This window comes from Arthrobacter liuii (genome assembly GCF_014639275.1).
In the GTDB taxonomy this organism is placed as follows: domain Bacteria; phylum Actinomycetota; class Actinomycetes; order Actinomycetales; family Micrococcaceae; genus Arthrobacter; species Arthrobacter liuii.
In genome coordinates this window covers 42,997-64,953 of sequence record NZ_BMFW01000022.1, presented here as the reverse complement: position 1 = coordinate 64,953, position 21,957 = coordinate 42,997, and the positions used below count along the sequence as shown (strand labels likewise).

The following is a 21,957-nucleotide window of genomic DNA, read 5'->3' as shown; positions in this document are numbered from 1 at the left end:
CGGTACCTGGCCTAGATGGACAGGGACTGGGCGGAGGGGGTTTGGGCGGGCTGGTCCTTTGAAGGCCGGCCCGCCCCGGACACAGGCTTCACCCGCCGCAGCGCCGCGAGGGTGGCCCGCCCCACCACGGCGATGCCGATCACCGTGGTGACGGCGCGCAGGGTGTCCCAGCCCGCCGTCGACGTCAACAGCGAGTACAACAGGAAGCTGCTGAGGTTGGTGGCCAGCGGCGCGCCCGGGACGTAGGAGATGCCGGTGCCGCCGCCCACCGCGAAGGGCCAGAACCACAGGTTCAGCAGCAGCCCGAACACGTAAGACGCCACCACGCCGTAGGCCGCCAGCATCCACAGTTCGGCCCTGCCCCGCACCCACCGTGGGAGCAGGCCTGCGCCTGCGCCCACCCACGCACAGGCGAAGATCTGGAACGGCGTCCACGGCCCAAGCCCGCCCCATAGGACACTGGAGACGGCGATGGTAGCGGCGCCGAGGAGCAGCCCAAAACGGGCGCCGAACGCCCGGCCGGCGAGGATCAGCAGGATGAAGACCGCCTCCACGCCGCCGACGCCGGTACTCGCCACCCGCACCGCGGAACCGATGGCTGCCAGCACACCGAGCAGCGCCACCGTGTGTGCCGAGCGGACGGACCCGTCCAGGGATACGACGACGGCGACCACGGCCAGCGGCGCGATGGCCAGCGCCGCGTAGGGCAGCGCAGCGGTGGCATCCCTGGGCAGGGCGGCTGCGAGCAGCGGCCAGCAGAACGCTGCCAGGGCCAGCATGTTTGCGGCGGCGAGGACGGCGAGCTCTGCTGCCCGCGGCATCCGGATGCTGCGCTGTTTTGCGCGTTGGGGGTTCTCGTCGATGGCACGTGGGCCGCGCCCGGGCTGGGCCGGCCGGGCAGCAGGGACGAACGGCTCGGGGGACTCCTCCGCCACTGGGGAGGGTGCCACGCCGTCGCGCATCGGGAGGATCCGGGCGCCCAGGCCGCGGGCAAAGTCGTGGTCGTGGGTGGCGATGAGGACAGCGGCGCCGGCATCCGCGGCGGCCCGCAGCGCCGACGCGACTGCCCTGCGCGCTGCGGGATCGAGTCCGCGGGTGGGCTCGTCGATCAGGAGGACCTGGGGATCGTCCATGGTCTGCAGCGCTATCGCAAGGATCCTGCGCTCGCCCGCCGAAAGGTCCCTGGGATGCTCGTGACCAATGGGAATCCGGACGTCCCCCCGCAGCCGGGCCAGGCGTTGCGCGGCCCAGCCCGGCAGAGGCGCGCTGCCGTCCTTCCGCCGTGCCAGGCGCCGTTCGGCGGCCCGGAGCTCAGCCGCAACCGTATCCCAGGTGAAGAGATCGTCCGAGCCGTCCGGGACCAAGGCGACGCGGCCGCCGTCGAGCGTTCCCGCATCAGCCGTTCCCTCGCCGCCCTTGCCTCCGCCCCCCTTGCCTTCACCGAGGGCGAGCGCCACCAGCAGTGACGACTTGCCGGCCCCGTTCGGTCCCACCAACGCCACCACTTCACCGCGGTGCAAGGCCAAGGAGGCGTCGCGGACCAGCGGCGTGCCCTTGAGGCTCACGGCAAGCTTGGTGGCGGTCAGGACGGGCGCCTGCCCGTTCGCTGGAACCGGCGCCGCACGAACGGCAGCCGAAGCCGAGGGTGTCGGTGCGGCACCCGGGACCAGCGCGCCGCCGTCGATGGTCCACCAGGAGTCGGCGATGGGGACGAGCGCCTCGGCCCGGTGCTCCGCCACGATGATGCAGACGCCGTCGTCGCGGGCGAGGGCGTGGATCACGCTGATGACCCGCCCGCGTGCTGAGACGTCAAGGTCGGCGAGGGGCTCATCCACCAGAAGCAGCTTCGGATGGTCCACGACGGCGGCCGCGATGGCAACGAGCGTGGCCTCACCTGCCGAGAGGGTGCTGGCGTCCCGGTCCAGCAGCGCGGTGACCCCTATCCGCTCCGCCACTGCCAGCACCCGGGTTTTCGCGGCGGCAGAGGGCATGCCGCGGAGCTCAAGCGCGAGCCCGATCTCGTCCCGGACCCGGGTAGTGGCGAACGCGGCGCGCGGATTCTGGAGAACGACGCCGACCGTGCACGCGGTATCGCGCGGCGGCGCACCGGCACGGTCCGCCCCGGCCACGCGCACCATGCCGGAAACCTCCCCACCGTCAACGTGCGAAAGGAGGCCCGCGAGCCCGCGCAGGATGGTGGATTTGCCCGAGCCTGTCGGCCCGGTGATCACCGCGACGGACCCGGCCGGCGGCGCGAACCCGCCAACCCTGATGCAGGTGTCGGCGATGCGGAACCCTGCGTCCCGGGCCAGGAGCGGGGCCTCGCCGTCGAGCCCTCGCTGGTGCCCGGCCCGGGAACCGAAGCCGCGCAGTTCCAGGGCCGCGGCAACCCTGCCGGCGTGCTCCAGCGTGCGCTCAAGCACGGGCACCAGGGCTCGGGGTCCAAAGCGTTCGCCCCGCAACCGGAACGCCAGGCGTACCGAGGCCACAGCGTCGGACAATGCCGGGAGCGCCGCCCATGCCACCACCAGCATGCGGGCCACGCCCTGCAGGGGACCGCCCCGGGCCAGGCGGACGAAGCCACGGGAAACATCCACCCAGGCATTGAGCAGGCCGAACCCCACGATGGTGAGTGCAATCGGCAGGGCGGACAGGACCGCCGCCCATAGGCCCGGGCCAGTGACTGGACCCAGGAACACCACGTGGGCGTACGGGGCGGGAAGCCGCAGTGCCGGCAGGTCGATCAGGACCGGACCGCCGGTGCCGGTCCCATTGAAAAGGACCCGGTAAATGACCCGCGCCGCGATGAACACAGCGGCGAGAACCGCCGCTGCGCGCAACGGCGCGGGCCGGAAGGTCATGACGCGGGTGCTGCCGGTTCGTTGTCCACGGTGTAGAGCAGTTCAAGGCTCTCACCGGGGCTGAGCTTGAGGCTGTCCAGGCCTTCCTGCGCGTAGGCCCATGTGCCGGCGGCGGGCTTCACCCAGAGAGCCCAATAAGAAACCGTGTTCTTGTCATCGCACGCTTCGCGGGTAGTGCCGCCCTTGTGCTTGATGTCGAAGTCCGCGGCCGGCACGCCGTTGACGCGGCACGCGAAGCTCGTGGGGTACTTGGCGGTGCCCTCGATCTTCACGTTGGCTTTGCCCAGCACGTCCGATGCCAGAGTGGGTCCGTCCGCGGGCACGCAGGAGGAGGTGTCGGCGGCGGACTGCTTCAGGGCGCCCGAATCGACGATGACCTTCACGCCGGAGCAGGCGCCGGCAGAGGTTGAAGCGGCGCTGGCGCTCGACGAAGCTGTTGCGGAAGAGGCAGGGGCCGAGGAGCTTGGCTGGTTGGCGGCCGGTGTGGAACAGGCGGCGAGGGTAAGCAGGAGGCCGGCGGCGGCGAGGGAGCTCGCGGCGGCGGTGCGGATCTTAGTCAATGTCACCTGTCAAGGGTAGGGCGTGGCCGGTCCGGAGCCGATGGCCGTTCCGTTGTGTGACGCGGGCCCTCAACATGCGCACGTTCCCGGCAACGCAAAAAGGGTCGACGGCGGCACTCAAGTGATTGCCTCCGTCGACCCCTTCTGCTGTGGTGTTGCTAGCCCTCGGTTGCAAGGACCGCGTTGGCCGGTACAGCGTCCTCCGGCGCGTCGTAGCGCGGGTCGTTGGACGACGGGTGCGCGGCGACGGCCGCGGCATGCTCGGCCAGCACCCCTGTCTGGTGCCGGATCTTCAGGCGGTAGAGCAGGGTCCCGCCAATGACTACCACGGCCACGAACAGCACGCCGCCCCACTGCAGGTACCACTCGAAGGGCGGCACGGAGTTGTAGATCTCGGGGCGCGGCCACACCAGGTTCACGGTCATGGCCGCGCCCCAGAGGACGGCGAGGATGTTCACGGGAAGCCCCCACTTGCCCATCGAGAACCCGGGTTCGGAATCGTCAGCGACGAGTGGCCACTTGCCGGCCAGCCGCTTGCGCAGCAGGGGGACCGTGACCAGGAGGTAGGACAGGTAGATCAGCACGATGCTGATGCTGGACAGGATGGTGAAGATGGCCGGCTGCGTGACATTGACCAGGAGCGGCAGAACGGCCAGGACGCCAATGACAATGGCAGCGACCGTGGGGGTGCGGCGGACCGGGTCCACCTTGCTCAGCTGCCGGCTGAAGGGCAGGTTGTTGTCCCGTGCCATGGCGAACATCATCCGGATGGCGGCGGCGTGCACTGCCAGGGTGCAGACCACCACGGCCACCACGATGCAGGCCAGGAAGGCCTTGCCGAACGGTCCGCCCAGGACGGAGAGCACGATGTGCTGCAGGCCGCCGTCGGGGGAGCCGATCTGGGGGTCTTCAAGGTCCGGTGCGGCCAGGATGCCGAACAGCAGGATTCCCCCGCCCAGCAGGAATGATGCCGTGACGGCGCGCAGAACGGCCTTGGGAGCGGTCTTCTTGGGATCCTTGGTTTCCTCGCCGAGGGAGCTGGCGGTGTCGAAGCCGTACATGACGTAGCCGGAGGCCATGGCGCCGATCAGGAAGACGCCGAAGAAGCCCAGGTCCTTGCCTTCGCCGAAGCCGTTGGTCTGGAAGAAGACCTCCGGTCCGCGGACCACGTGCCAGCCCAGTGCCAGGATCAGCAGGACGGCGGCGATGAGCTCCACGAAGACGCCGATGCTGTTGATTCTGGTCATCAGCTTCACGCCGAACGCGTTGATGAGGGTGGAGATGGTGATCATGATGGTGGCCAGGACCACGCCGTTCATGGCGAAGTCGTACGGGCCCGTGCCGTCACCGACGAACTGGAAGCCGGACCAGAGCTGGGGGAGGGTGATCTGCAGGGCCAGCGCCACGGAGCCCAGCGCCATGATGGAGGACAGCAGCAGCAGCCAGCCGGCCAGCCAGGATGAGGTTCCGGAGGACAGCCGCTTGGCCCAGTTGTAGACCGAGCCTGCCACGGGGTAGCGGCCTGCCAGTTCGGCGAAACAGAGGGCCACCATCAGCTGGCCGACGAACACGATGGGCCAGGACCAGGCATACGCCGGGCCGGCCATGGAAAAGCCAAAGTAGAACAGCTGGAAAACACCGGTGAGGATGGAGATGTAGCTGACACCTGCTGCGAAGCTGGCAAACTTGCCAATGCTTCGATCCAGCGTCTGGGTGTAGCCGAATTCGTCCATGCCGCTTGAATCAATACTCTTGCTGGGTTCCAATATGGACTCCTAGATCAGAAAAGCACGATGGGAACGGCCGCCCTGGGGTGCGGCGAGATAACGTTCTGCGGGGCCCGACGCTCTTGGGAGCGTGGCCCCTTATAACCCGCCGCTCAGGCGAGGGACATGGTGAGCTCCTTCTCTTCCAGGGCGTCTGCGCCGGCGTAGTCCGCCTTGATTAGATCGGCACAGCGCTCGCCGATCATCATGACGGTGATGTTGGGATTGACGGTGACGTGTTCAGGCATGACGGACGCGTCGGCGACCCGGAGGCCGGTGACCCCCTTGACCCGCAGCTGGGGATCTAGCGGTGACATGTCGTCGTCGTACGCCCCCATCCGGACGGTGCCGACGGGGTGGTAGACGGTGTTGTGGGTCTTGCGGATGTAGTCCTGCAGTTCCTCATCCGTCTGCGCCTCGATGCCGGGCGAGAGTTCGCGGCCGGTCCATTCGGCCATGGCCGGCTGGGCGGCGATTTCGCGGGCCTTCCGGATGCCGGCCACCATGACGCGCATGTCGTGGCCCTCGGGATCGGTGAAGTAGCGCGGGTCCACCATCGGCTTGTCGCGGAAGTCGCGGCTGCGCAGCCGGACCGTGCCGCGGGACCGTGCGTGCGTGACGTTCGGAGTCAGGCTGAAGCCGTTTTCCGTGGTGGGGTAGCCGTGCCGCAGGGTGTTCATGTCGAACGGGACCGAGCCGTAGTGCATCATCAGGTCCGGGCGATCCAGGCCGTCCTCCGTGGGGGTGAAAATGCCGATCTCCCACCACTGCGTGGAGGTCTGCACCATGGGCTGCCTGGCCTCGAACTGCACCACGCCTTCAGGGTGGTCCTGCAGGTTTTCGCCCACACCGGGGGAGTCCACGACGACGTCGATGCCGTGCGCGGCCAGGTGCGTTGCCGGGCCGATGCCGGAGAGCATGAGCAGCTTGGGGGAGTCGATGGCGCCGGTAGAGAGGACCACTTCGCGGTGTGCGGAGAGCCGGTGGGTCCGGCCGAAGGCCGAGTCCACCACGTCCACGCCCGTGCAGCGCTTGTCCGCGTCGAACACCAACTGGCGGGCGCGCAGGCCGGTCAGCAAGGTGAAGTTGGGACGGTCGATGATGGGGTGGATGTAGGAAACCGAGCTGGAGGAGCGCGTGCCGTCCGTGCGGCGGTTGATCTGGAAGAAGCTGGCGCCGTTGACCACGGTGGTTCCGGTGTTGAACTTCGTGCGGGGAATGCCGGCCTGCTCACAGGCATCCAAAAGCGCGACGCCGGCAGGATCCACCGGGGACACGTTCATCAGGTGCACGGGGCCTGAGTCTCCGTGGTGGGGGGCGTCCGGGCCAGCGTCCTCATTGGCCTCCAGCCGCTTGTACAGCGGCCAGGCTGCATCGGCGTTCCAGCCTGTGGCGCCGTACTTGGACTCCCACTCGTCCAGGTCCTCCCGCGGGGCCCAGAAGGCGATGCAGGAGTTGTGGCTGGAGCACCCGCCCATCACCTTGGCGCGGGCGTGGCGCATGAAGGAGTTGCCGTTCTCCTGCGGTTCCACCGGGTAGTCCCAGTCGTAGCCGGATTCCAGCAGCTCCATCCAGCGGTCCAGCTGCAGGATCTCGGGGATGTTGCGGTCGTCCGGGCCCGCCTCGACGAGGGCCACGGTCACGTCCGGATCCTCGCTCAGCCGTGCGGCCACTGCCGCCCCCGCGGACCCGCCGCCGATGATGACGTAGTCGAACCCGCGTTCGGTCACGTCCCCGATGTTGTCGTAGTGCATCTAGTTCTCCTTGCCGTGGCCAGCAAACCAGCCGGTGACCTGGGGGCTGGTGTTCTGGTAGATGTGCTTGGCTTCCTGGTACTCGGCCAGGCCCGTGGGGCCCAGCTCGCGGCCGACGCCGGACTGGCCGAAGCCGCCCCACTCGGCCTGGGGGAGGTAGGGGTGGTAGTCGTTGATCCAGATGGTGCCGTGCCGCAGCCGGGAGGCCACGCGCTGCGCCTTGCCGGCGTCCTGGGTCCAGACGGCGCCGGCCAGCCCGTAGATGGTGTCGTTGGCGGTGGCCACGGCCTCGTCCTCGGTGCGGAACGTCTCCACCGTCACCACCGGGCCGAATGCCTCGTCGATGACCACGGACATCCCTCTCTTGACGCGGTCCAGGACGGTCGGCTGGTAGTAGAACCCGCCGTCGTACTTCTCTCCAGCCGGTGCCGCGCCGCCGCACCGCAGCCGCGCGCCCTCTTCGATGCCGCGCTGGACGTAGGCGTTGACCTTGTCGCGGTGGGCCGCGGAGATCAGCGGGCCGGTTTCGGCGGCGTCGTCGAAGGGGCCGCCGAGCCGGCTATTTTGGGCGCGGCGGACCAGTTCGTCCACGAAGCGTTCTGCGATGGATTCCTCCACCAGCAGCCGGGCGCCGGCGGAGCAGACCTGGCCGGAGTGGACAAAGGCGCCGTTGAGGGCGTTGTCCACGGCGGCATCGAAGTCGGCGTCCGCGAACACCACGTTGGGGTTCTTTCCGCCGAGCTCCAGCGCCACTTTCTTGACGGTGCCGGCGGCGGCCGCGGCGATACGCTTGCCGGTTTCCAGGCCGCCGGTGAAGGAGACGAGGTCGACGGCGGGGTGTTCCGAGAGCGGTGCGCCCGCCTGGGCGCCGGCCCCGGTGACGAGGTTGGCCACGCCGTCCGGCAGGCCGAGGTCCTGCAGCAGCTGCATGGCCAGGATGCTGGTGGACGGCGTGAGTTCGGAGGGCTTGAGGACGAAGGTGCAGCCGGCGGCCAGCGCCGGGGCGATCTTCCAGGCGGCCTGCAGCAGAGGGTAGTTCCACGGGGTGATCAGGCCGCAGACACCTACGGGTTCGTAGGCGATCCTGCTCACGACGGCGGGGTCCCCGGCGTCCACCACCCGGCCCGCCTGCTGCCCGGCGAGCCTGCCGAAGTACTCGAAGCAGGCCGCGATGTCGTCCATGTCGATGCGGCTTTCGACCATGCGCTTGCCGGTGTCCAGGGACTCGGCGCGGGCGAACTTTCCCCGCTGTTCCCGCAGCCTGGCCGCAACTTTCAGGAGGAACGCGCCGCGCTGGGGGGCCGGGACGTTGGACCAGATTCCGGAGTCGAAGGCAGCGCGGGCTGCTCCGATAGCGCGTTCCGCGTCTTCCCGGCCGGCTTCGGAGACCGTGGCGACAAGTTCGCCGTCGGCTGGGTTGCGGATCTCACGGACAGCGCCCGAGGCGGCCGGCTCCCACATGCCGTTGATGAACAGGGTGGATGCTGTTGCGGTTTTTAGGGTGTGAACGACGGCCCGGAGGGGTGTGGCGTAAGTCATACGAAGGACAGTAACCGACATTGAACAACTGTTCAATACTTTTTTGAACGCTTGTTCAATGTTAATTTCGGGCTGCCGTTTCTTGCGGCAGCTGTTTTACGGCTTCTTCGCGCTGCCGTCCCCGCTGTTGCCAGCCGGTGCAGGGGCGAACGCAATGTCCTCCGTGCGGGCTATGCTGTGCTGGATCGCGGCCTTGTCCACCCCAAGCAGGGATGTCAGCCACATGCCGTTCTGGATGACGACGATGTCGGATGCCCGTTCCCTGCACCCGTCCCAGGAGAGCTCGGGTTTGGCCGCGGACACCAGTGCCGCGAGCCCGTCGATGTACCGGTCGAAGGCTGCCGCGTTGATCTGGGCGTAGTCCTCGTCCGCCTGGGCGAGGGCCCAGAGGTGCAGGCGCAGGGACAGGTAGCGCGTGGTCAGCAGGTCAGCGCCTGCCACCCGCCGGAGGGCTTTGCGCAGCTGTTCCTCCGGGGCCACCGCGGGGTCCGGGGCGACGAGTAAAAGGTCATGCTCATCCACACGGCGCAGGGCAGCGCGGATCAGGGTGGTCTTGTCGTCGTAGTAGTAGTTGACCAGGCCCAGCGCCACGCCGGCTTCCCGCGCCACGGCACGCATGCTCACTCCCGAGATGCCGTGGCGTGACAGCAGATCCATTGCCGCCTCGAGAATGCGCGTCTGTCGGTCAATCTGTTCGCCGGAGTTCACGGCACTGGTCCCCATCTGGCCAGACTATTGCCTAACCGGTGGGGAGTGCACTTTACATGTCTGGGGGAGACTGCGATGGGGTTTCAGCCGCCGTGGGTTCGGGGCGGCTGCCACCACTTAGCCAGCCGGGCACGTCAGGGTTCAATTGCTGTCAGGCAAGTACTTTGTCCTTGATCCTGTCGAACTCATCGGTGCTGATGGTTCCAGAGGCCAGTAGAGCCCTGGCTTTGGCGATCTCCTCGGTTGGGCTCGCTGTAGCGACGCTGCGGATGTACGAGTCCGCGGCCTCCCTGTTCATCTGCGCCCGTTGCATGGACCGCTCGGTCATGCCCTTACCGCGTGCGATCAAATAGACCAGCAGGCCCAAGAACGGCACAAAGGCCAGGAAGACGATCCAGAGGGCCTTCCACCAGCCATTCAGCTTGTCATCGCGGAACAGGTCCCCAAAGACGGCGAACAATGCCCAGAGGAAGGCAAAGAACGCATAGAAACAAAAGAACCACCACACAAGGTTCCAGAAGTTTTCCCAGAAACTCATTTTGACTTCCCTGCTTTCAATTGAAGCGTCTGGCGCGGAGCGATGGGGGTGCTAGGCCAGATGCGTGTTTTTCCGGAGGTTTCCGGGTCTTAGCACTTGGCCGCCGTCTGAAGGTCGCTGAGCGCCGCCTGGACGTTAGCTGCTTCATCCCGCAAGGAGTTGACCGCCTGGGCCAGGGTGGCGTCGTCCGGAACAGCTTTGACTGCGCGGACGAACTTGGCTTCGGCCGCCTCAACGGCATTCACCTCGTCCTTGGTGACGTCCTGGCTCGCCTTGATTAGATCGTTGTAAGTCTTCACGACCTGATCCTGGGCCGAATTGACCTGACCCACCGTGGCATCCGGCTTAAGCGTCTGCTTGAAGTTTGTCAGGGCTGCGGCATAGGCGCTGGCGGCAGCACAGGCCTGCGAAACGTTCTTCTCCGCTTTGGCGCTGCTGACGCTCGTGCCGGGGCTGGAAGGACTGCAGCCCGTGAGCAGTGTGACAGCTGCCCCGAGTGCGATCGATCCTGCCAGGATCGGGTGCGGTCTCGACATTGGAGCCTCCTTTCCGAAAATAAGTACCTGCCAGTGGCCCTGCCACCGGCAGGTACGACCATTTTGTGTCCGAACCGGGGGCGCGGACCTCATTCGGAAAAGATGATCCGTGGGGGCTAACACCGGGATCTAACCGCCATAATTTGCGTGCCCGCGCGGGACCCGCGCCAGCTTCCGGTACCCGGCCTGGGCCTGCTGCCGGTGCGCCGCGAGCCGCGGACCGGTCACCCGGTGCGGGTGAGGCGCCGCACCCCACCGGGAGCAGAGGATGGAATTGTGGCGGTCCGTCCGATCGCCTTGTCCCAATGAGAAACGGAGGTCATCAGCATGGCTGAGACGATGGATGAACTAGGGCCGTGGACTGGCTCGTCGTGGAGTTTCCCGGGCCCGACTTCGGCAAAGGCCAGATCGCGCCATTTCTGGAGGACCTGGTCAACCGTGAGCTGATCAGGGTGCTCGACATGGTGTTCCTGCGGAAGACCGAGGACGGCACGCTTGAAACGGCGGAGATCTCCGACCTCGATCCGAGCGAACTCGGCGAGTTGCGCACGGCCGAGGCGGACCTGGCCCTGGTGCTCTCTGAGCAGGACGTCATGGACCTGGCCGAGACGATCCAGCCCGGCCACTCCGCCGCCGTGCTCGTCTGGGAGAACCAGTGGGCTGCCCCGTTCGGCACGGCCGTCCGCAAGGCCGGCGGCCAGCTCGCCACCCAGGCCGTCATCGCCGCCTTCGAGGCCGACGCCGGCGCCGAAGCCCAGTCCGCTTAAGGAATGAAGGAAGGAACCTGACATGCCACTGGCAGCACGACGCAGGCGCAGGACCGTCGCCGCAGTGGGCGGGGCCGTTGTAGTCGCCCACGGGATTAACCGTCGCATGGACCGCCGGGAAGACCGGCGGGACGACCGCGACGAGCGCCGCGAGGAACGTCGCGACCGCCGCGACTGAAGACCACGGAGCCGGATACCTGCTCTCCACCGGTGTGCATGACCCTGTGGGGGTCATGCACACCCAAAGCCCCAAGACCTCTTGATGAGCGCCTGCGTCGGCAGCTTGTTTACTTCTTGGGCAGGCCCGCCGGGTTCAGTTCGGACTTCTGGATGGCCTCGGAGGAGAGGCCCCAGCGGTCCAGGATTTTGGCTTAGGTGCCGTCGTCAATCAGGTGGTTCGGGGCGGCCTGCGCCGCGACGGCCAGGCCGTTGCCTTTCTTGGTGGTGAACGTGATCTGTGCCGTCAGCGGCCAGCCACCGTTCAGGGTGCCTACCTGCTTTGTCTTTCCGTCCTGCGCGGCCTTGTACGCGGCGGCGGCGTTGGCCCCGAAGGTCAGGTCCGCCCGCCCGGACTGAAGGACCAGGCCCGAGGCGGAGTCGTCGTCGTAATACTGGAACTGGACTGCGACGGTCACATTCCGGCGGCATCTTACGGACCGCCTCAGAGGCGTGCGTGGTGCGTGGGCTCCAGCAGGCGTGACACTCCGTAGCCGAGGACCAGGCCCCAGAATGCCGGATGGATGTTGAACAGGCTCAGGCCTGAGATGGTCACCACGAACGTCACCAGCGAGCCCAGGGTGAAGTCGGTGGCGAACGCGGACACGAAGGCCTGCTGGAGTGCCCGCAGCATGGCGATGCCACCCAACGCGAGGATGAACTCCTTGGGCGTGGCGAGCATGAACCGGGTGAAGGTGGGGGCCAGGAGGGCAAAAGCCATGGCAAGGAGGCCATAGACGGCGGCGGCCGTGTACTGCCGCTGCCTCCTGCCCGAGGCGGTCATCAGGGCGTTCGTGGGGCCCGTCACGCACGCTGAGACGGCTCCGCATGCGGCATTGACGAGGGAAAACACGCCCGAGACGATGGCGAAGGCGTTGACAGGGGGCCGGTGCCCGGCGGCACGGAGGACGGCGATGCCCTGGCCGTTCTGGACGAACAACACGGTGAGGGCCAGGGGAATGACAAGTTCCACCTGCGCGGCCCAGGTGAATTCCGGCATCGTGAACACCGGGGTGGCCAGGACGGGGCCGGCTTCCCCCAGGGAGAACTGCCCGCTGGCCGCCACGGCGATGCAGCCCACTACCAGCGTGCCCAGCACCGGGGGAAGGAACCTGCCCAGGGCAGGCACGGCGGTGAGGAGCAGGAAGGCTGCCACCATTGGCGCCGCCACCACGGGATCTGCCTGGGTCGCGGCGACGATGTCGGTGCCGAATTTCAGGAACACGGCCGCCACCATGGCCATCACGATCGGCATCGGGACTAGCGCCATGGCCCGGCGGACAAGTCCGCTGGCGCCCAAGGCGAGGATCAGGAGGCCGGACGTGAAGAAGGCCCCCACCACCTCGGGAAACGACAGGTGCTGCAGCGAGGGGCCCAGGAGGACGGTGCCCGGAATTGACCATGCGAAGCCCAGCGGCTGGCGATAGAGCAGTGACATCAATACCGTGGCGGCTCCGCCCGAGAACAGGATGCCGAACACCCAGGACGCGAGTTGCCCCTGGGTCAGTCCGCCAGCCGCCCCCACGGCAAGCGTTACCGCGATGGGGCCGGAGGCGGCAAAAATCAGGCCGATCAGGCCGTTGGAAACATAAGGCAGGCCAGCATCATGGAAGAACCGGCGCGCCGTGGCGGGAGGAAGCTGCGGACGCTCCAGGAGGGGCTGTGGGGCCGTGGCCACGGCAGCTTCCGGAAGGGTGGATGGGTCCTGGCGTGGTTGCGGCATGGGGGCTCCTGGCAAGTGGCTGCATCAGTATAGGCGTTCCGGGTTTGCACCCGGAACGCCTATTTGCCGGGCCGGTACGGCCGCCGGCACTGCTGAACGGGAAACGCCTACTTGTGCTGGCCTTCCTTGGCAAGGACGTAGTCGTAAGCAACCTCTTCGCCTGCGCCGCCGTCCGTGCGGGGCCGGGGGTCCAGCATCAGTTCAGGCTTGACGGCCGAGGCGATGTCGTCAGCGTTGTGGGGGTCGCCGGGGAAGTACAGCTGCTGGGTGACGGGCTGGTAACCGGGCGCGGACACCTTGATGTGGATGTGGGCCGGCCGCCAGGCGTGCCACCCTGCAGCGTTGATGAGCTGGCCGCAGGCCCCGTCCGTGGGGATCTGGTACGGGGCCGGGCGCATGGTGTTGATTTCGAACCGGCCATCGTCGCCTGCCTTGACGGTGGCGCGGAAGAGCCATTCGGGCAGCCCGGGGGCGTACTGGGAGTAGAACCCTGCGCTGTCTGCGTGCCAGATCTCCACCTGTGCACCCTGGATTGCGTTGCCGTCCGTGTCAGTGAAACGGCCGCCGAAGCGCAGGGGAGTGCCCTCCTCGTCCTCGCGCATCTCCACGGTGGCGGGCGTCTGGAGTTCCGGGGAATTGGGAACGTAGTAGGGGCCCTCAATGGTGCCCACGGTGCCGGGGCGGTCCTGGGAGTTGACGTCCTCAACGGTGTGCTCAATCCAGACGTCAAGGAACAGCGGCCATTCGCCGTCCGTCCCAACCTTGATCAGCCAGGCTTTGAGCGCGTTGTATTCCTCGTAGGTGACCTGGTGTTCCTCGACGATGTCGTTGGCGGCCTTGATCAGCGCTCCGGCAAGCAGGCTCACCCGTTCCTTGGGCACTTCCACCTTGGAGAGCTTGCCCGACGCTGCGAACCGCTCGGTTGCCTTGGTCCCTGCTTCGACGGCGGTGCCTTCGTTTTCCGTGCGGCTGTCCGTTGGGGTTTGGGTCATGACGATTTCCACCTTCCTCATTGAATGGGGACAGGAAGGGCTCCTGTACCCGACGCGGGCTGCGGGGCCAGTCGTTGTGTCCTGCGCCGCACCGCGTGATGTCGGTCTCAATCGTAGGCCCCGGATAAGGACGCTACAAATATCAACTAGGCATCTTTTGAGTCATTATCGGTACATAAAGACACCCTTGGTGAAACCTAGGTATTTACCTGATGTGAGGCCAATCACGAGCGGCAAGAATTGCTGGACAACGTCCGCTGCCGAAGCCTCTTCCCGAGTGGACCTCCGCCCATCCGTCCAGCAATCTCCAATGAGGGAGCACGCCATGACCGAGAACCTGATCCATGCCCGCGAGGTCCTTGCCGACGCCGTGATCGACGACCGCGAGAACGGCGTCATCCGGGCAAAGCGCGAGATCTTCACCGATCAGGAGATCTTCGAACTCGAGATGAAGCACATCTTCGAAGGCAACTGGGTGTACCTCGCCCACGAGTCGCAGATCCCCAACGTGGGCGACTACTTCACCACCTACATCGGCCGCACCCCCGTGATGATCACCCGGGACAAGGACGGGAAGCTGAACTGCCTGGTCAACGCCTGTTCGCACCGCGGCGCCATGCTGTGCCGCCGCAAGACGGACAACCGCACCACCTTCACCTGCCCGTTCCACGGCTGGACCTTCAAGAACTCCGGGGAGCTGCTGAAGGTCAAGGACTCCCGGAACGCCGGCTACCCCGAGACCTTCAACAAGGAAGGCTCGCACGACCTCACCAAGGTGGCCCGATTCGAGTCCTACCGCGGCTTCCTCTTCGGTTCGCTGAAGGCCGACGTGCTCCCGCTCGAGGAGCACCTGGGCGATGCCACCAAGGTCATCGACTCGATCGTCGACCAGTCACCGGAAGGCCTGGAAGTCCTGCGCGGCTCCTCTACCTACACCTATGACGGCAACTGGAAGGTCCAGGCCGAGAACGGCGCGGACGGCTACCACGTCACGGCCGTGCACTGGAACTACGCGGCCACCACGGCCCGCCGCAGCGCCGGAGACTCCGCCAACAAGACCAAGGCCATGGATGCCGGCAAGTGGGGCAAGGTCAAGGGCGGCTTCTACTCCTACGACCACGGGCACCTGCTCCTGTGGCAGGAATGGACCAACCCCCAGGACCGCCCGCTCTGGGACCGCCGCGACGAACTTGTGGCCAAGTACGGCGAGGAGATGGCCAACTTCATGATCAACATCTCCCGCAACCTGTGCCTGTACCCGAACGTCTACATCATGGACCAGTTCTCGTCGCAGATCCGCCACTTCCGGCCTATTTCCGCTGATCAGACGGAGGTGACCATCTACTGCATCGCCCCCAAGGGGGAGTCCCAGGAGAACCGTTCCAAGCGCATCCGCCAGTATGAGGACTTCTTCAACGCCACTGGCATGGCCACGCCGGACGACCTTGAGGAATTCCGCTCCTGCAACAAGACCTACTGGGCCACCAGCGCCCCGTGGAACGACATGACCCGCGGCTCCACCCACGAGATCGTCGGCCCGGACGAGCAGGCGCAGGCCCTGGGCATGACCCGGGTGATCGCTTCCGGCGTGCGCACCGAAGACGAAGGGCTCTACCCCATCCAGCACGGGTACTGGAAGGAAGTCATGGACCGGGCCCTGGCGGAGCAAGAGGAGCGTTCGGCGCTGGAATCCGTCCCCGTCACCGCCTGACAGAGCCCACCCGGAACTACAGAGAGCGCAGTACCCATGACCAACCTGACCCACACCGCCCCGGTCCCAAAGACTCCGGAGGACATTGCAACCCTCGAAACCGTCCGGGCGTTCCTTTACCGGGAAGCCCGCCTGCTGGACGACCGCCAGTTCGATGAATGGCTGGAGTGCTACCACCCGGACTCCGAATTCTGGATGCCGGCCTGGGACGTGGATGACCAGCTGACGCAGGATCCCCAGAACGAGATCTCCCTGATCTACTACGACAACCGCGGCGGCATCGAGGACCGGGTGTTCCGGGTCAAGACCGACAGGTCATCAGCCACCTCCCTCCCGGAGCCGCGCACGGGCCACAACATCACGGACGTCGAGGTTTTGGCGAACGACGGCGGAAAGGTGGAGGTGCGCTTCAACTGGTTCACGCTCTACTTCCGCTACAACACGACGGACACCTACTTCGGCACCAGCTACTACACGGTGGACCTTTCCGGTTCCCAGCCGGTGATCCTGAAGAAGAAAGTGGTCCTGAAGAACGACTACATCCACCATGTGGTGGACGTCTACATGATCTGACCTGCCTGCAGCCGGCGCCCAGGACGTACGGGCGCCGCACGGCAGCTCCCACCCCGTGCCCGCCGGGCACGCCACAACTTTTACCGGGACGCGACGACGCGCCCGGCCAGTCAGGAGGACCCCATGGGCCACAAAGTAGCCCTCAGCTTCGAAGACGGCGTCACCAAAGTCATCAAGGTCGGCGACTATGAGACCGTCATGGACGCGGCCTACAAGGCGCGCATCAACATTCCGTCGGACTGCCGGGACGGCGCCTGCGGCACCTGCAAGGCCTTCTGCGATTCCGGCTCCTTCGACCCCGGTGACTACATCGACGACGCCATGACCGAGGAGGAGCTTGAAAAGGGCTACCTGCTGACCTGCCAGGCCGTTCCGGAGTCCGACCTGGCCATCCAGATCCCGGCCACGTCCGAATCGGCCAAGACGGCGGCCGCCACCTTCAGCTCCACCATCAAGGAGCTCAACCGGCACACGGACACCACGGTGTCCTTCACCCTGGACGTGGCCAACCGGGATGCGCTGGCTTTCCTCCCCGGACAGTACGTCAACCTCAAGGTTCCCGGCACCGACGCCGAGCGCTCCTACTCCTTCAGCAGCGGCCCCGACGTCCAGGACGCATCCTTCATGGTCCGCGTGACTCCGCAGGGCGCGATGTCCGAATACCTGCGCGACCGCGCCGCAGTCGGCGACGCCATCGAGTTCACCGGCCCGTTCGGATCCTTCTTCCTGCGCGAACCGAAGCGGCCCCTGCTGCTCCTGGCCGGCGGCACCGGACTGGCCCCGCTGCTGTCCATCCTGGAAAAGCTCGCCGAAAACCCGCCGTCCAGCCCGGTCCACCTGATCTACGGGCTCACCCGCGAAGCCGACATCGTGGGCCTGGACTGGCTCCGCGCCTATGAGGCGAAACTGCCGGGCTTCACCTGGGACTACATCGCCTCCGAACCCGGCACCTCCGCCCCGCACACCGGATACGTCACGCAGATCATCGAACCGAAGCACCTCAACGACGGCGACGTGGACATCTACCTCTGTGGCCCGCCCCCCATGGTCAACGCCGTCTCCAAATGGCTGGACACCGAAGGCATCAAGCCCGCCAATTTCTACTTCGAACGTTTCGCGCCGAAGGAGACCACCGGAGGCGACGCCGAAACCGGCGCCCCGGCACCGGCCGGGAAGATCCAGGCCGAAGGCGACACCATGACGCGCGGCGAGGCTGTGTCCTCGCTGGAGACCGGCCGGCTGGATTTCCGCAAGGAGGACAGCTTCGCCCAGCTCGATGCCCGCATGGGCCTGGAGCTTGCGGTCAGCGAACTGCTGCTGGGAAGGCTCAGCGAGGAGCAGCTGCGCCAGTTCCGCCGGCTCGCGGAGGCCACCACCGGTTCGGTACAGGGCGGGAACATCACCGATCCCGACGTGTTTGCCCGCACCAACGAGGAATTCCACGAGTACCTCTTCACGATCTGTGACAACCCGATGCTCCTGGAGTCCTACCGCCGCCTGGACGTCCACGCCCAGATGGCCGCGGCCTTCGAAGCCGGCACGCCGATCTTCGAGCGCGTCACGCAGGACCACCTTGACGTCGTCGACGCCTTTGAACGCGGGGACAAAACCAGGCTGCGCGAAGTCATCATGGCCCACGCCCAGGATGCCAAGGGGACCATGGTCGGTGCCATCGACGCCAAGGCCGCACACTGATGGCTGCGCCGTACGCCGGGCAATACGTGACCCCGGGCAGGTTCGGCGGCAAGGTCGCCGTCGTCACCGGTGCCGCCCAGGGTATCGGCCAGAAAGTGGCCGAACGCATCGGGGCCGAGGGCGGCGCAGTGGTCCTGGTGGACCGCGCGGACCTGGTCCACGACGTTGCCCGCGGCATCGACCAGGCCGCCAAGGTGTCGGGTTCGGGCGGCTCGGCCACGTCCGTGACCGCGGACCTGGAGACCTTCGCCGGTGCCACCCGGGCCGTCAAAACCGCGCTCGCGGCCCACGGGCGGGTGGACGTCCTGGTCAACAACGTGGGCGGGACCATCTGGGCCCGGCCCTACCAGGAGTACGACGAGGACAAGATCGAGAAGGAAATCCGCCGCTCGCTCTTTCCCACGCTCTGGACCTGCCGGGCGGTCCTGCCGACCATGATGGAGCAGGGCTCCGGCACGATCGTGAACGTCTCCTCGGTAGCCACCCGGGGAATGCACCGGGTGCCCTATGCCGCGGCAAAAGGTGGCGTGAACGCCCTGACCCAGTCGCTGGCCATGGAGGTGGCCGGGCGCGGCATCCGCGTGGTGGCCACCGCCCCGGGCGGCACGGAAGCCCCGCCGCGCAAGGTCAAGCGCGGGCCGGAAGCCGAATCCGCCACCGAGAAGGACTGGTACCAAACCATCGTTGACCAGACGGTGGAGTCCTCGTTCATGAAGCGCTACGGCACCCTGGACGAGCAGGCGGCGCCCATCGTGTTCCTTGCCTCGGACGAGGCGTCCTACCTGACCGGCAGCATCCTCCCGGTGGCCGGCGGTGACCTGGGGTAAGGGTCTGTGCTGGACGCGGGGCGCCCGCGCCGCTCCGGTAGGATTGCGGCCATGACAGCGGGCTCCACCCAGGGCGAAATGGCGGAGGACTTCCCGCTGGCGGGCCGGGCCGCGGCGTTCGAGCAGCTGCTGGAAATCCTCCGCACCGTCCGCAAGGGCAAAGTGGGAACCGTGGTCCTCTCCGGGCCCTCCGGCTCCGGCAAAACCGCGCTCCTGGAACTCTTCCTTGACCACTGCCGGACTGCCGCCCGTGGCGTCCGCGTGCTGTCCGCCATGGGGGACGACTGGGAGGCGCAGTTCGCCCTGGCAGGCTACTCCCAGCTCATGCGGACCCTGCCGCTCCGGACGGCAAAGGATTACGACGGCGGCCCGGCCCTGGCGCCGGGGCCCGTCGCCTCCCTTACCCCGGACCAGGTGGTCAACTACGCCTCCACCCTTAGCACCCATCTCGAAGGCCTGCAGACGCACGGCAGCGTGGTGGTCGCCGTCGACGACGTCCACAAGCTCGACGAGGCGAGCCTGCGCATCCTCACCTTCGTCATGCGCAGGCTGCACGACAAGCGGGTCCTGTTCCTGCTGACCCTCAACCCTGTGGACGCGCCCCGTGTCCCCGCCGGCGTGCTCGACTTCCTCACCGGCCACCAGGTGGTCCGCATTCCGCTGGAACCCCTCTCGCCGCAGCAGGTCCAGGACATGGCCCGAAACCTGTTCGGCCTGGACCTCAGCGCGACGGCGGCCCACGGCCTGGTGACGCACACCGGCGGCATTGCCCAGTCCATCGTGGAGCTGCTCCGCGAGCTGCCGCCGGAGACGTGGCAGTCGTGGTTCCCGTCCCTGCCGCCCACCTCCCGGGTGCGCGCCAGGGTCCGCAGCGTCTTGGCCGCCGCGTCCCCAGCCTTGGTCGCCGCCGCGGAGGCCGCAGCGGTGCTCGGGCCCGGCGCTGGCCTGGCTGAGGTGGCCACGGTGGGCGGCCTGGAATCCGCCATGCCCGCACTCGATGAGGGGCACCGTGCGGGGCTGCTCGGACTGTCCGTAGACCAGTCCCGCTCCGCCGTCGCCTTCCTGGAACCCGGAACCGCGGAAGCCGTCTACGAACAGATCGTCCCAAGCCGGCGCATCGCCCTGCACAGGAAGGCCGCCGAAGCCGTCCAGTCCGAGGGCGAACAGCTGGGCCACCGGGTTGCCGCCACCCCGGCCGCAGACGAAACCCTGGCCGCGGAACTGGAAGAGTTCGCGCGGCGGCAGGCCACGGTTGGGGCGTGGCAGGATGCCTCCACCGCGCTGTTCTCCGCCTCGCGGCTGTCCCCTGATGTCCGCGCCCGGAACCTCCGGCTCCTGAAAGCCGTCGACGCCCTGGTGGGCTCCGGCAATGTGGCGCAGGCACAGGCCTGGGCCGGGGCGGTGGATGCCCTGCCGCCGTCGCCCCTGCGCTCCTCGGTGCTGGGATACCTGTCCACGGTGTCCGGCCAGAACGACAGCGCCCAAAGCCAGCTGGAAATGGCCTGGCGCACCAGCAATCCGCAGCATGAACCCGCCGCGGCAGCGCAGGTGGCCCAGCGCTTCGTCCTCCACGGGGTGGCCTCCTGGGACGGTCCAATGATTACCGGCTGGGCCGAACGCGCCATGGCGCTCACGGAGCCCGGAACTCCGGCGCATATCGAGTCCGAGGCCATTTACGGCCTGGGTCTTTATGCCCAGGGCCGGATAGCGGACGCCGAGGCCTCCTACCAGCGGGCCTCCGCCCAGGCCGCCGAGAATGCCCAGAAGCAGCGCGTGCAGATGGGCGCCGGCTGGCTGGCCTTGCGCCTGGACAACGCTGAATTCGCGCTGGTGAATTTTGAGTCGGCCGCCCCTACCGAGTACCGCGGGGGATCGCTGCGGATCTCCCTGTGGGCCGAGGCCTGGCTGGCCCGCACCCACCTAGTGCTGGGCAACTGGGACGCCGCTGCCGCCACCATCTCCCGGGCAAGCGTCCGGCTGGAGACCTCGCGGATGCCGCTGATCCGGCCGCTGCTGTACTGGACGGCCGCCGAGCTGTGGTCCATGCGGGGCGACTGGGACCGCGCACGCTACTACGTCTCGCAGGCCGCGGTGCAGCCGGGAACCTACCGCGCCATGCAGGTCCCGGCCAGCCTGGCGCGCGCCCGCTTCCACGAGGCACGGGCGGACTACGAAAGTGCCCTGGCTGCCATGCAGCCGCTGGCGGAACTGGACCCCTGGACCGATCAACGGGTGTCCTTCTGGCCCTGGCAGGACACCTACGTCAACGCCCTGGTCATGACCGACAAGCTGGATGCCGCCAATACGTTCCTCACCGCGTTCGAGGCAGTTCACCGCGAGCGGGAGGTCCCCTCCGACCTGGCCCGCGTGGCGTGGGCCAGGGGCCGGCTGCTGGCCGCGCAGGGGGACCCGGACATGGCAAGGGAGTACTTCGAGGCGGCGCTGGGGCACCTCCGCGGGCTCAACCGCCCCTATCTGCGGGCACGGATCAGTTTCGCGTTCGGGCAAAGCATGCGCCGGGCCGGAAAGCGCCGCCTGGCCTCATCGGTGCTGCGGGCGGCGCGGGACCTGTATGACACCCTTGGCGCGGCCACATACGTGGAACGGTGCGACCGCGAGCTGAAGGCCACAGGCCTGGACGTGGGGAACCTGCCGGACCCGGCTGACCCGGTGCTTTCTGCGGTGGGCAGCCACCATCAACAGCTCACGGCACAGGAACAGGCCGTGGCCGAGCTGGTGGCTGCGGGGGCAACCAACAAGGAGGCGGCCCGGGCCCTGTTCCTGGCCGAAAAGACGGTGCAGTACCACCTCACCAGGCTCTACCGGAAGATGGGAATCCGGTCACGCAGCGAACTAGCGGCCGCGTTCCGGGCCAAGGACTGAGCCGGCTACTTCACGTCCGAAGGGTGCTTGGCCAGCGGGACCACGGTGATGTCCATGTACGGGAACAGGGGAAGGCCCTGCAGGATGCCGTGCAGCTCATCGTTCGATTCGACGTCGAAGATGGAGTAGTTGGCGTATTCGCCTACCACCCGCCAGATCTCAGGCCATTTGCCGGAGCGCTGCAGTTCCTGGGAGTAGGCCTTCTCCTGTGCCTTGATTTCGGCGGCTTCTTCGGCGGGCATGCCGGCGGGCAGGTTGACGTCCATATGGACCAGGTACTTCATGGTGACCTCTCGGTGGAAGGGATG

General features: G+C 67.2%; 18 protein-coding genes and 1 pseudogene. 7 read left to right on the top strand and 12 right to left on the bottom strand.

Features of this window, described 5'->3' with window-relative positions; translation table 11 throughout:
- Positions 1 to 11 precede the first annotated feature (11 nt).
- The 8 genes from IEW19_RS17340 to IEW19_RS17305 form a co-directional block, all read right to left on the bottom strand.
- On the bottom strand, positions 12 to 2,861 hold the full coding sequence (locus IEW19_RS17340) for an ATP-binding cassette domain-containing protein (protein ID WP_188572845.1): 2,850 nt from the start codon (positions 2,859 to 2,861) through the stop codon (positions 12 to 14).
- The gene (locus IEW19_RS17335; protein WP_188572844.1) at positions 2,858 to 3,427 is read right to left on the bottom strand and encodes a hypothetical protein; all 570 of its coding nucleotides are present in this window, start codon (positions 3,425 to 3,427) and stop codon (positions 2,858 to 2,860) included. Before IEW19_RS17335 ends, IEW19_RS17340 begins: the two co-directional genes overlap by 4 nt.
- Positions 3,428 to 3,579: 152 nt before the next feature.
- Positions 3,580 to 5,154, bottom strand: coding sequence for an APC family permease (locus IEW19_RS17330; protein ID WP_229748545.1), 1,575 nt, complete (start codon positions 5,152 to 5,154; stop codon positions 3,580 to 3,582).
- A gap of 146 nt (positions 5,155 to 5,300) precedes the next feature.
- A complete protein-coding gene (locus IEW19_RS17325; RefSeq protein ID WP_188572842.1) occupies positions 5,301 to 6,941 on the bottom strand; it encodes a GMC family oxidoreductase in 1,641 nt (546 codons plus the stop codon).
- Positions 6,942 to 8,480, bottom strand: coding sequence for an aldehyde dehydrogenase family protein (locus tag IEW19_RS17320; protein ID WP_188572841.1), 1,539 nt, complete (start codon positions 8,478 to 8,480; stop codon positions 6,942 to 6,944).
- A gap of 96 nt (positions 8,481 to 8,576) precedes the next feature.
- Entirely contained in the window at positions 8,577 to 9,203 is a 627-nt protein-coding gene (locus IEW19_RS17315; RefSeq protein ID WP_188572840.1) for a TetR/AcrR family transcriptional regulator, read from the bottom strand.
- A gap of 136 nt (positions 9,204 to 9,339) precedes the next feature.
- On the bottom strand, positions 9,340 to 9,726 hold the full coding sequence (locus IEW19_RS17310) for an SHOCT domain-containing protein (protein WP_188572839.1): 387 nt from the start codon (positions 9,724 to 9,726) through the stop codon (positions 9,340 to 9,342).
- An 89-nt stretch (positions 9,727 to 9,815) separates the two neighbouring features.
- Entirely contained in the window at positions 9,816 to 10,262 is a 447-nt protein-coding gene (locus tag IEW19_RS17305) for a hypothetical protein (protein WP_188572838.1), read from the bottom strand.
- A 356-nt stretch (positions 10,263 to 10,618) separates the two neighbouring features.
- Here IEW19_RS17305 and IEW19_RS17300 point away from each other — a divergent pair, with 356 nt between their 5' ends.
- Together IEW19_RS17300 and IEW19_RS17295 are read left to right on the top strand one after the other, a co-directional pair.
- Positions 10,619 to 11,029, top strand: coding sequence for a DUF6325 family protein (locus IEW19_RS17300; protein ID WP_229748544.1), 411 nt, complete (start codon positions 10,619 to 10,621; stop codon positions 11,027 to 11,029).
- 22 nt (positions 11,030 to 11,051) lie between these two features.
- Complete coding sequence (locus tag IEW19_RS17295) at positions 11,052 to 11,207, top strand: hypothetical protein (protein WP_188572851.1); 156 nt, start codon at positions 11,052 to 11,054, stop codon at positions 11,205 to 11,207.
- Between the two features lie 109 nt (positions 11,208 to 11,316).
- Here IEW19_RS17295 and IEW19_RS17290 read toward each other — a convergent pair.
- From IEW19_RS17290 to catA, 3 genes and pseudogenes are all read right to left on the bottom strand, one after another.
- Positions 11,317 to 11,652, bottom strand: a pseudogene (locus IEW19_RS17290) (type 2 periplasmic-binding domain-containing protein); the annotation flags it as partial.
- A 38-nt stretch (positions 11,653 to 11,690) separates the two neighbouring features.
- Complete coding sequence (locus tag IEW19_RS17285) at positions 11,691 to 12,968, bottom strand: benzoate/H(+) symporter BenE family transporter (protein WP_188572837.1); 1,278 nt, start codon at positions 12,966 to 12,968, stop codon at positions 11,691 to 11,693.
- 107 nt (positions 12,969 to 13,075) lie between these two features.
- Positions 13,076 to 13,960 (bottom strand): catechol 1,2-dioxygenase, encoded by an 885-nt coding sequence (catA, locus tag IEW19_RS17280; protein WP_188572836.1) that lies wholly within the window; start codon positions 13,958 to 13,960, stop codon positions 13,076 to 13,078.
- Positions 13,961 to 14,285: 325 nt separating this feature from the next.
- Between catA and benA the strand changes: the two genes are divergently transcribed.
- The 5 genes from benA (at position 14,286) to IEW19_RS17255 (ending at position 21,649) form a co-directional block, all read left to right on the top strand.
- On the top strand, positions 14,286 to 15,671 hold the full coding sequence (benA, locus tag IEW19_RS17275; protein ID WP_188572835.1) for a benzoate 1,2-dioxygenase large subunit: 1,386 nt from the start codon (positions 14,286 to 14,288) through the stop codon (positions 15,669 to 15,671).
- Positions 15,672 to 15,707: 36 nt separating this feature from the next.
- Positions 15,708 to 16,244: a benzoate 1,2-dioxygenase small subunit gene (benB, locus tag IEW19_RS17270; RefSeq protein WP_188572834.1), complete on the top strand. Its 537-nt coding sequence runs from the start codon at positions 15,708 to 15,710 to the stop codon at positions 16,242 to 16,244.
- Between the two features lie 123 nt (positions 16,245 to 16,367).
- Positions 16,368 to 17,939: a benzoate 1,2-dioxygenase electron transfer component BenC gene (gene benC, locus IEW19_RS17265; protein ID WP_188572833.1), complete on the top strand. Its 1,572-nt coding sequence runs from the start codon at positions 16,368 to 16,370 to the stop codon at positions 17,937 to 17,939.
- Complete coding sequence (locus IEW19_RS17260; protein WP_188572832.1) at positions 17,939 to 18,766, top strand: 1,6-dihydroxycyclohexa-2,4-diene-1-carboxylate dehydrogenase; 828 nt, start codon at positions 17,939 to 17,941, stop codon at positions 18,764 to 18,766. Before benC ends, IEW19_RS17260 begins: the two co-directional genes overlap by 1 nt.
- A 51-nt stretch (positions 18,767 to 18,817) precedes the next feature.
- Positions 18,818 to 21,649 (top strand): AAA family ATPase, encoded by a 2,832-nt coding sequence (locus tag IEW19_RS17255; RefSeq protein WP_188572831.1) that lies wholly within the window; start codon positions 18,818 to 18,820, stop codon positions 21,647 to 21,649.
- 5 nt (positions 21,650 to 21,654) lie between these two features.
- On the opposite strand, the gene catC is transcribed toward IEW19_RS17255, so the two are convergent.
- A complete protein-coding gene (catC, locus tag IEW19_RS17250) occupies positions 21,655 to 21,933 on the bottom strand; it encodes a muconolactone Delta-isomerase (RefSeq protein ID WP_188572830.1) in 279 nt (92 codons plus the stop codon).
- Positions 21,934 to 21,957: the final 24 nt, after the last annotated feature.

Excerpts from the sequence above, each read along its gene's own strand:
- IEW19_RS17255 (WP_188572831.1), top strand. The coding sequence starts at position 18,818 with ATGACAGCGGGCTCCACCCAGGGCGAAATGGCGGAGGACTTCCCGCTG.
- IEW19_RS17310 (WP_188572839.1), bottom strand. The coding sequence starts at position 9,726 with ATGAGTTTCTGGGAAAACTTCTGGAACCTTGTGTGGTGGTTCTTTTGT.
- IEW19_RS17305 (WP_188572838.1), bottom strand. The coding sequence starts at position 10,262 with ATGTCGAGACCGCACCCGATCCTGGCAGGATCGATCGCACTCGGGGCA.
- IEW19_RS17260 (WP_188572832.1), top strand. The coding sequence starts at position 17,939 with ATGGCTGCGCCGTACGCCGGGCAATACGTGACCCCGGGCAGGTTCGGC.
- IEW19_RS17330 (WP_229748545.1), bottom strand. The coding sequence starts at position 5,154 with ATGGACGAATTCGGCTACACCCAGACGCTGGATCGAAGCATTGGCAAG.
- IEW19_RS17315 (WP_188572840.1), bottom strand. The coding sequence starts at position 9,203 with ATGGGGACCAGTGCCGTGAACTCCGGCGAACAGATTGACCGACAGACG.
- benB (WP_188572834.1), top strand. The coding sequence starts at position 15,708 with ATGACCAACCTGACCCACACCGCCCCGGTCCCAAAGACTCCGGAGGAC.
- IEW19_RS17285 (WP_188572837.1), bottom strand. The coding sequence starts at position 12,968 with ATGCCGCAACCACGCCAGGACCCATCCACCCTTCCGGAAGCTGCCGTG.
- catC (WP_188572830.1), bottom strand. The coding sequence starts at position 21,933 with ATGAAGTACCTGGTCCATATGGACGTCAACCTGCCCGCCGGCATGCCC.
- IEW19_RS17295 (WP_188572851.1), top strand. The coding sequence starts at position 11,052 with ATGCCACTGGCAGCACGACGCAGGCGCAGGACCGTCGCCGCAGTGGGC.
- benC (WP_188572833.1), top strand. The coding sequence starts at position 16,368 with ATGGGCCACAAAGTAGCCCTCAGCTTCGAAGACGGCGTCACCAAAGTC.
- catA (WP_188572836.1), bottom strand. The coding sequence starts at position 13,960 with ATGACCCAAACCCCAACGGACAGCCGCACGGAAAACGAAGGCACCGCC.
- IEW19_RS17325 (WP_188572842.1), bottom strand. The coding sequence starts at position 6,941 with ATGCACTACGACAACATCGGGGACGTGACCGAACGCGGGTTCGACTAC.
- IEW19_RS17320 (WP_188572841.1), bottom strand. The coding sequence starts at position 8,480 with ATGACTTACGCCACACCCCTCCGGGCCGTCGTTCACACCCTAAAAACC.
- IEW19_RS17340 (WP_188572845.1), bottom strand. The coding sequence starts at position 2,861 with ATGACCTTCCGGCCCGCGCCGTTGCGCGCAGCGGCGGTTCTCGCCGCT.
- benA (WP_188572835.1), top strand. The coding sequence starts at position 14,286 with ATGACCGAGAACCTGATCCATGCCCGCGAGGTCCTTGCCGACGCCGTG.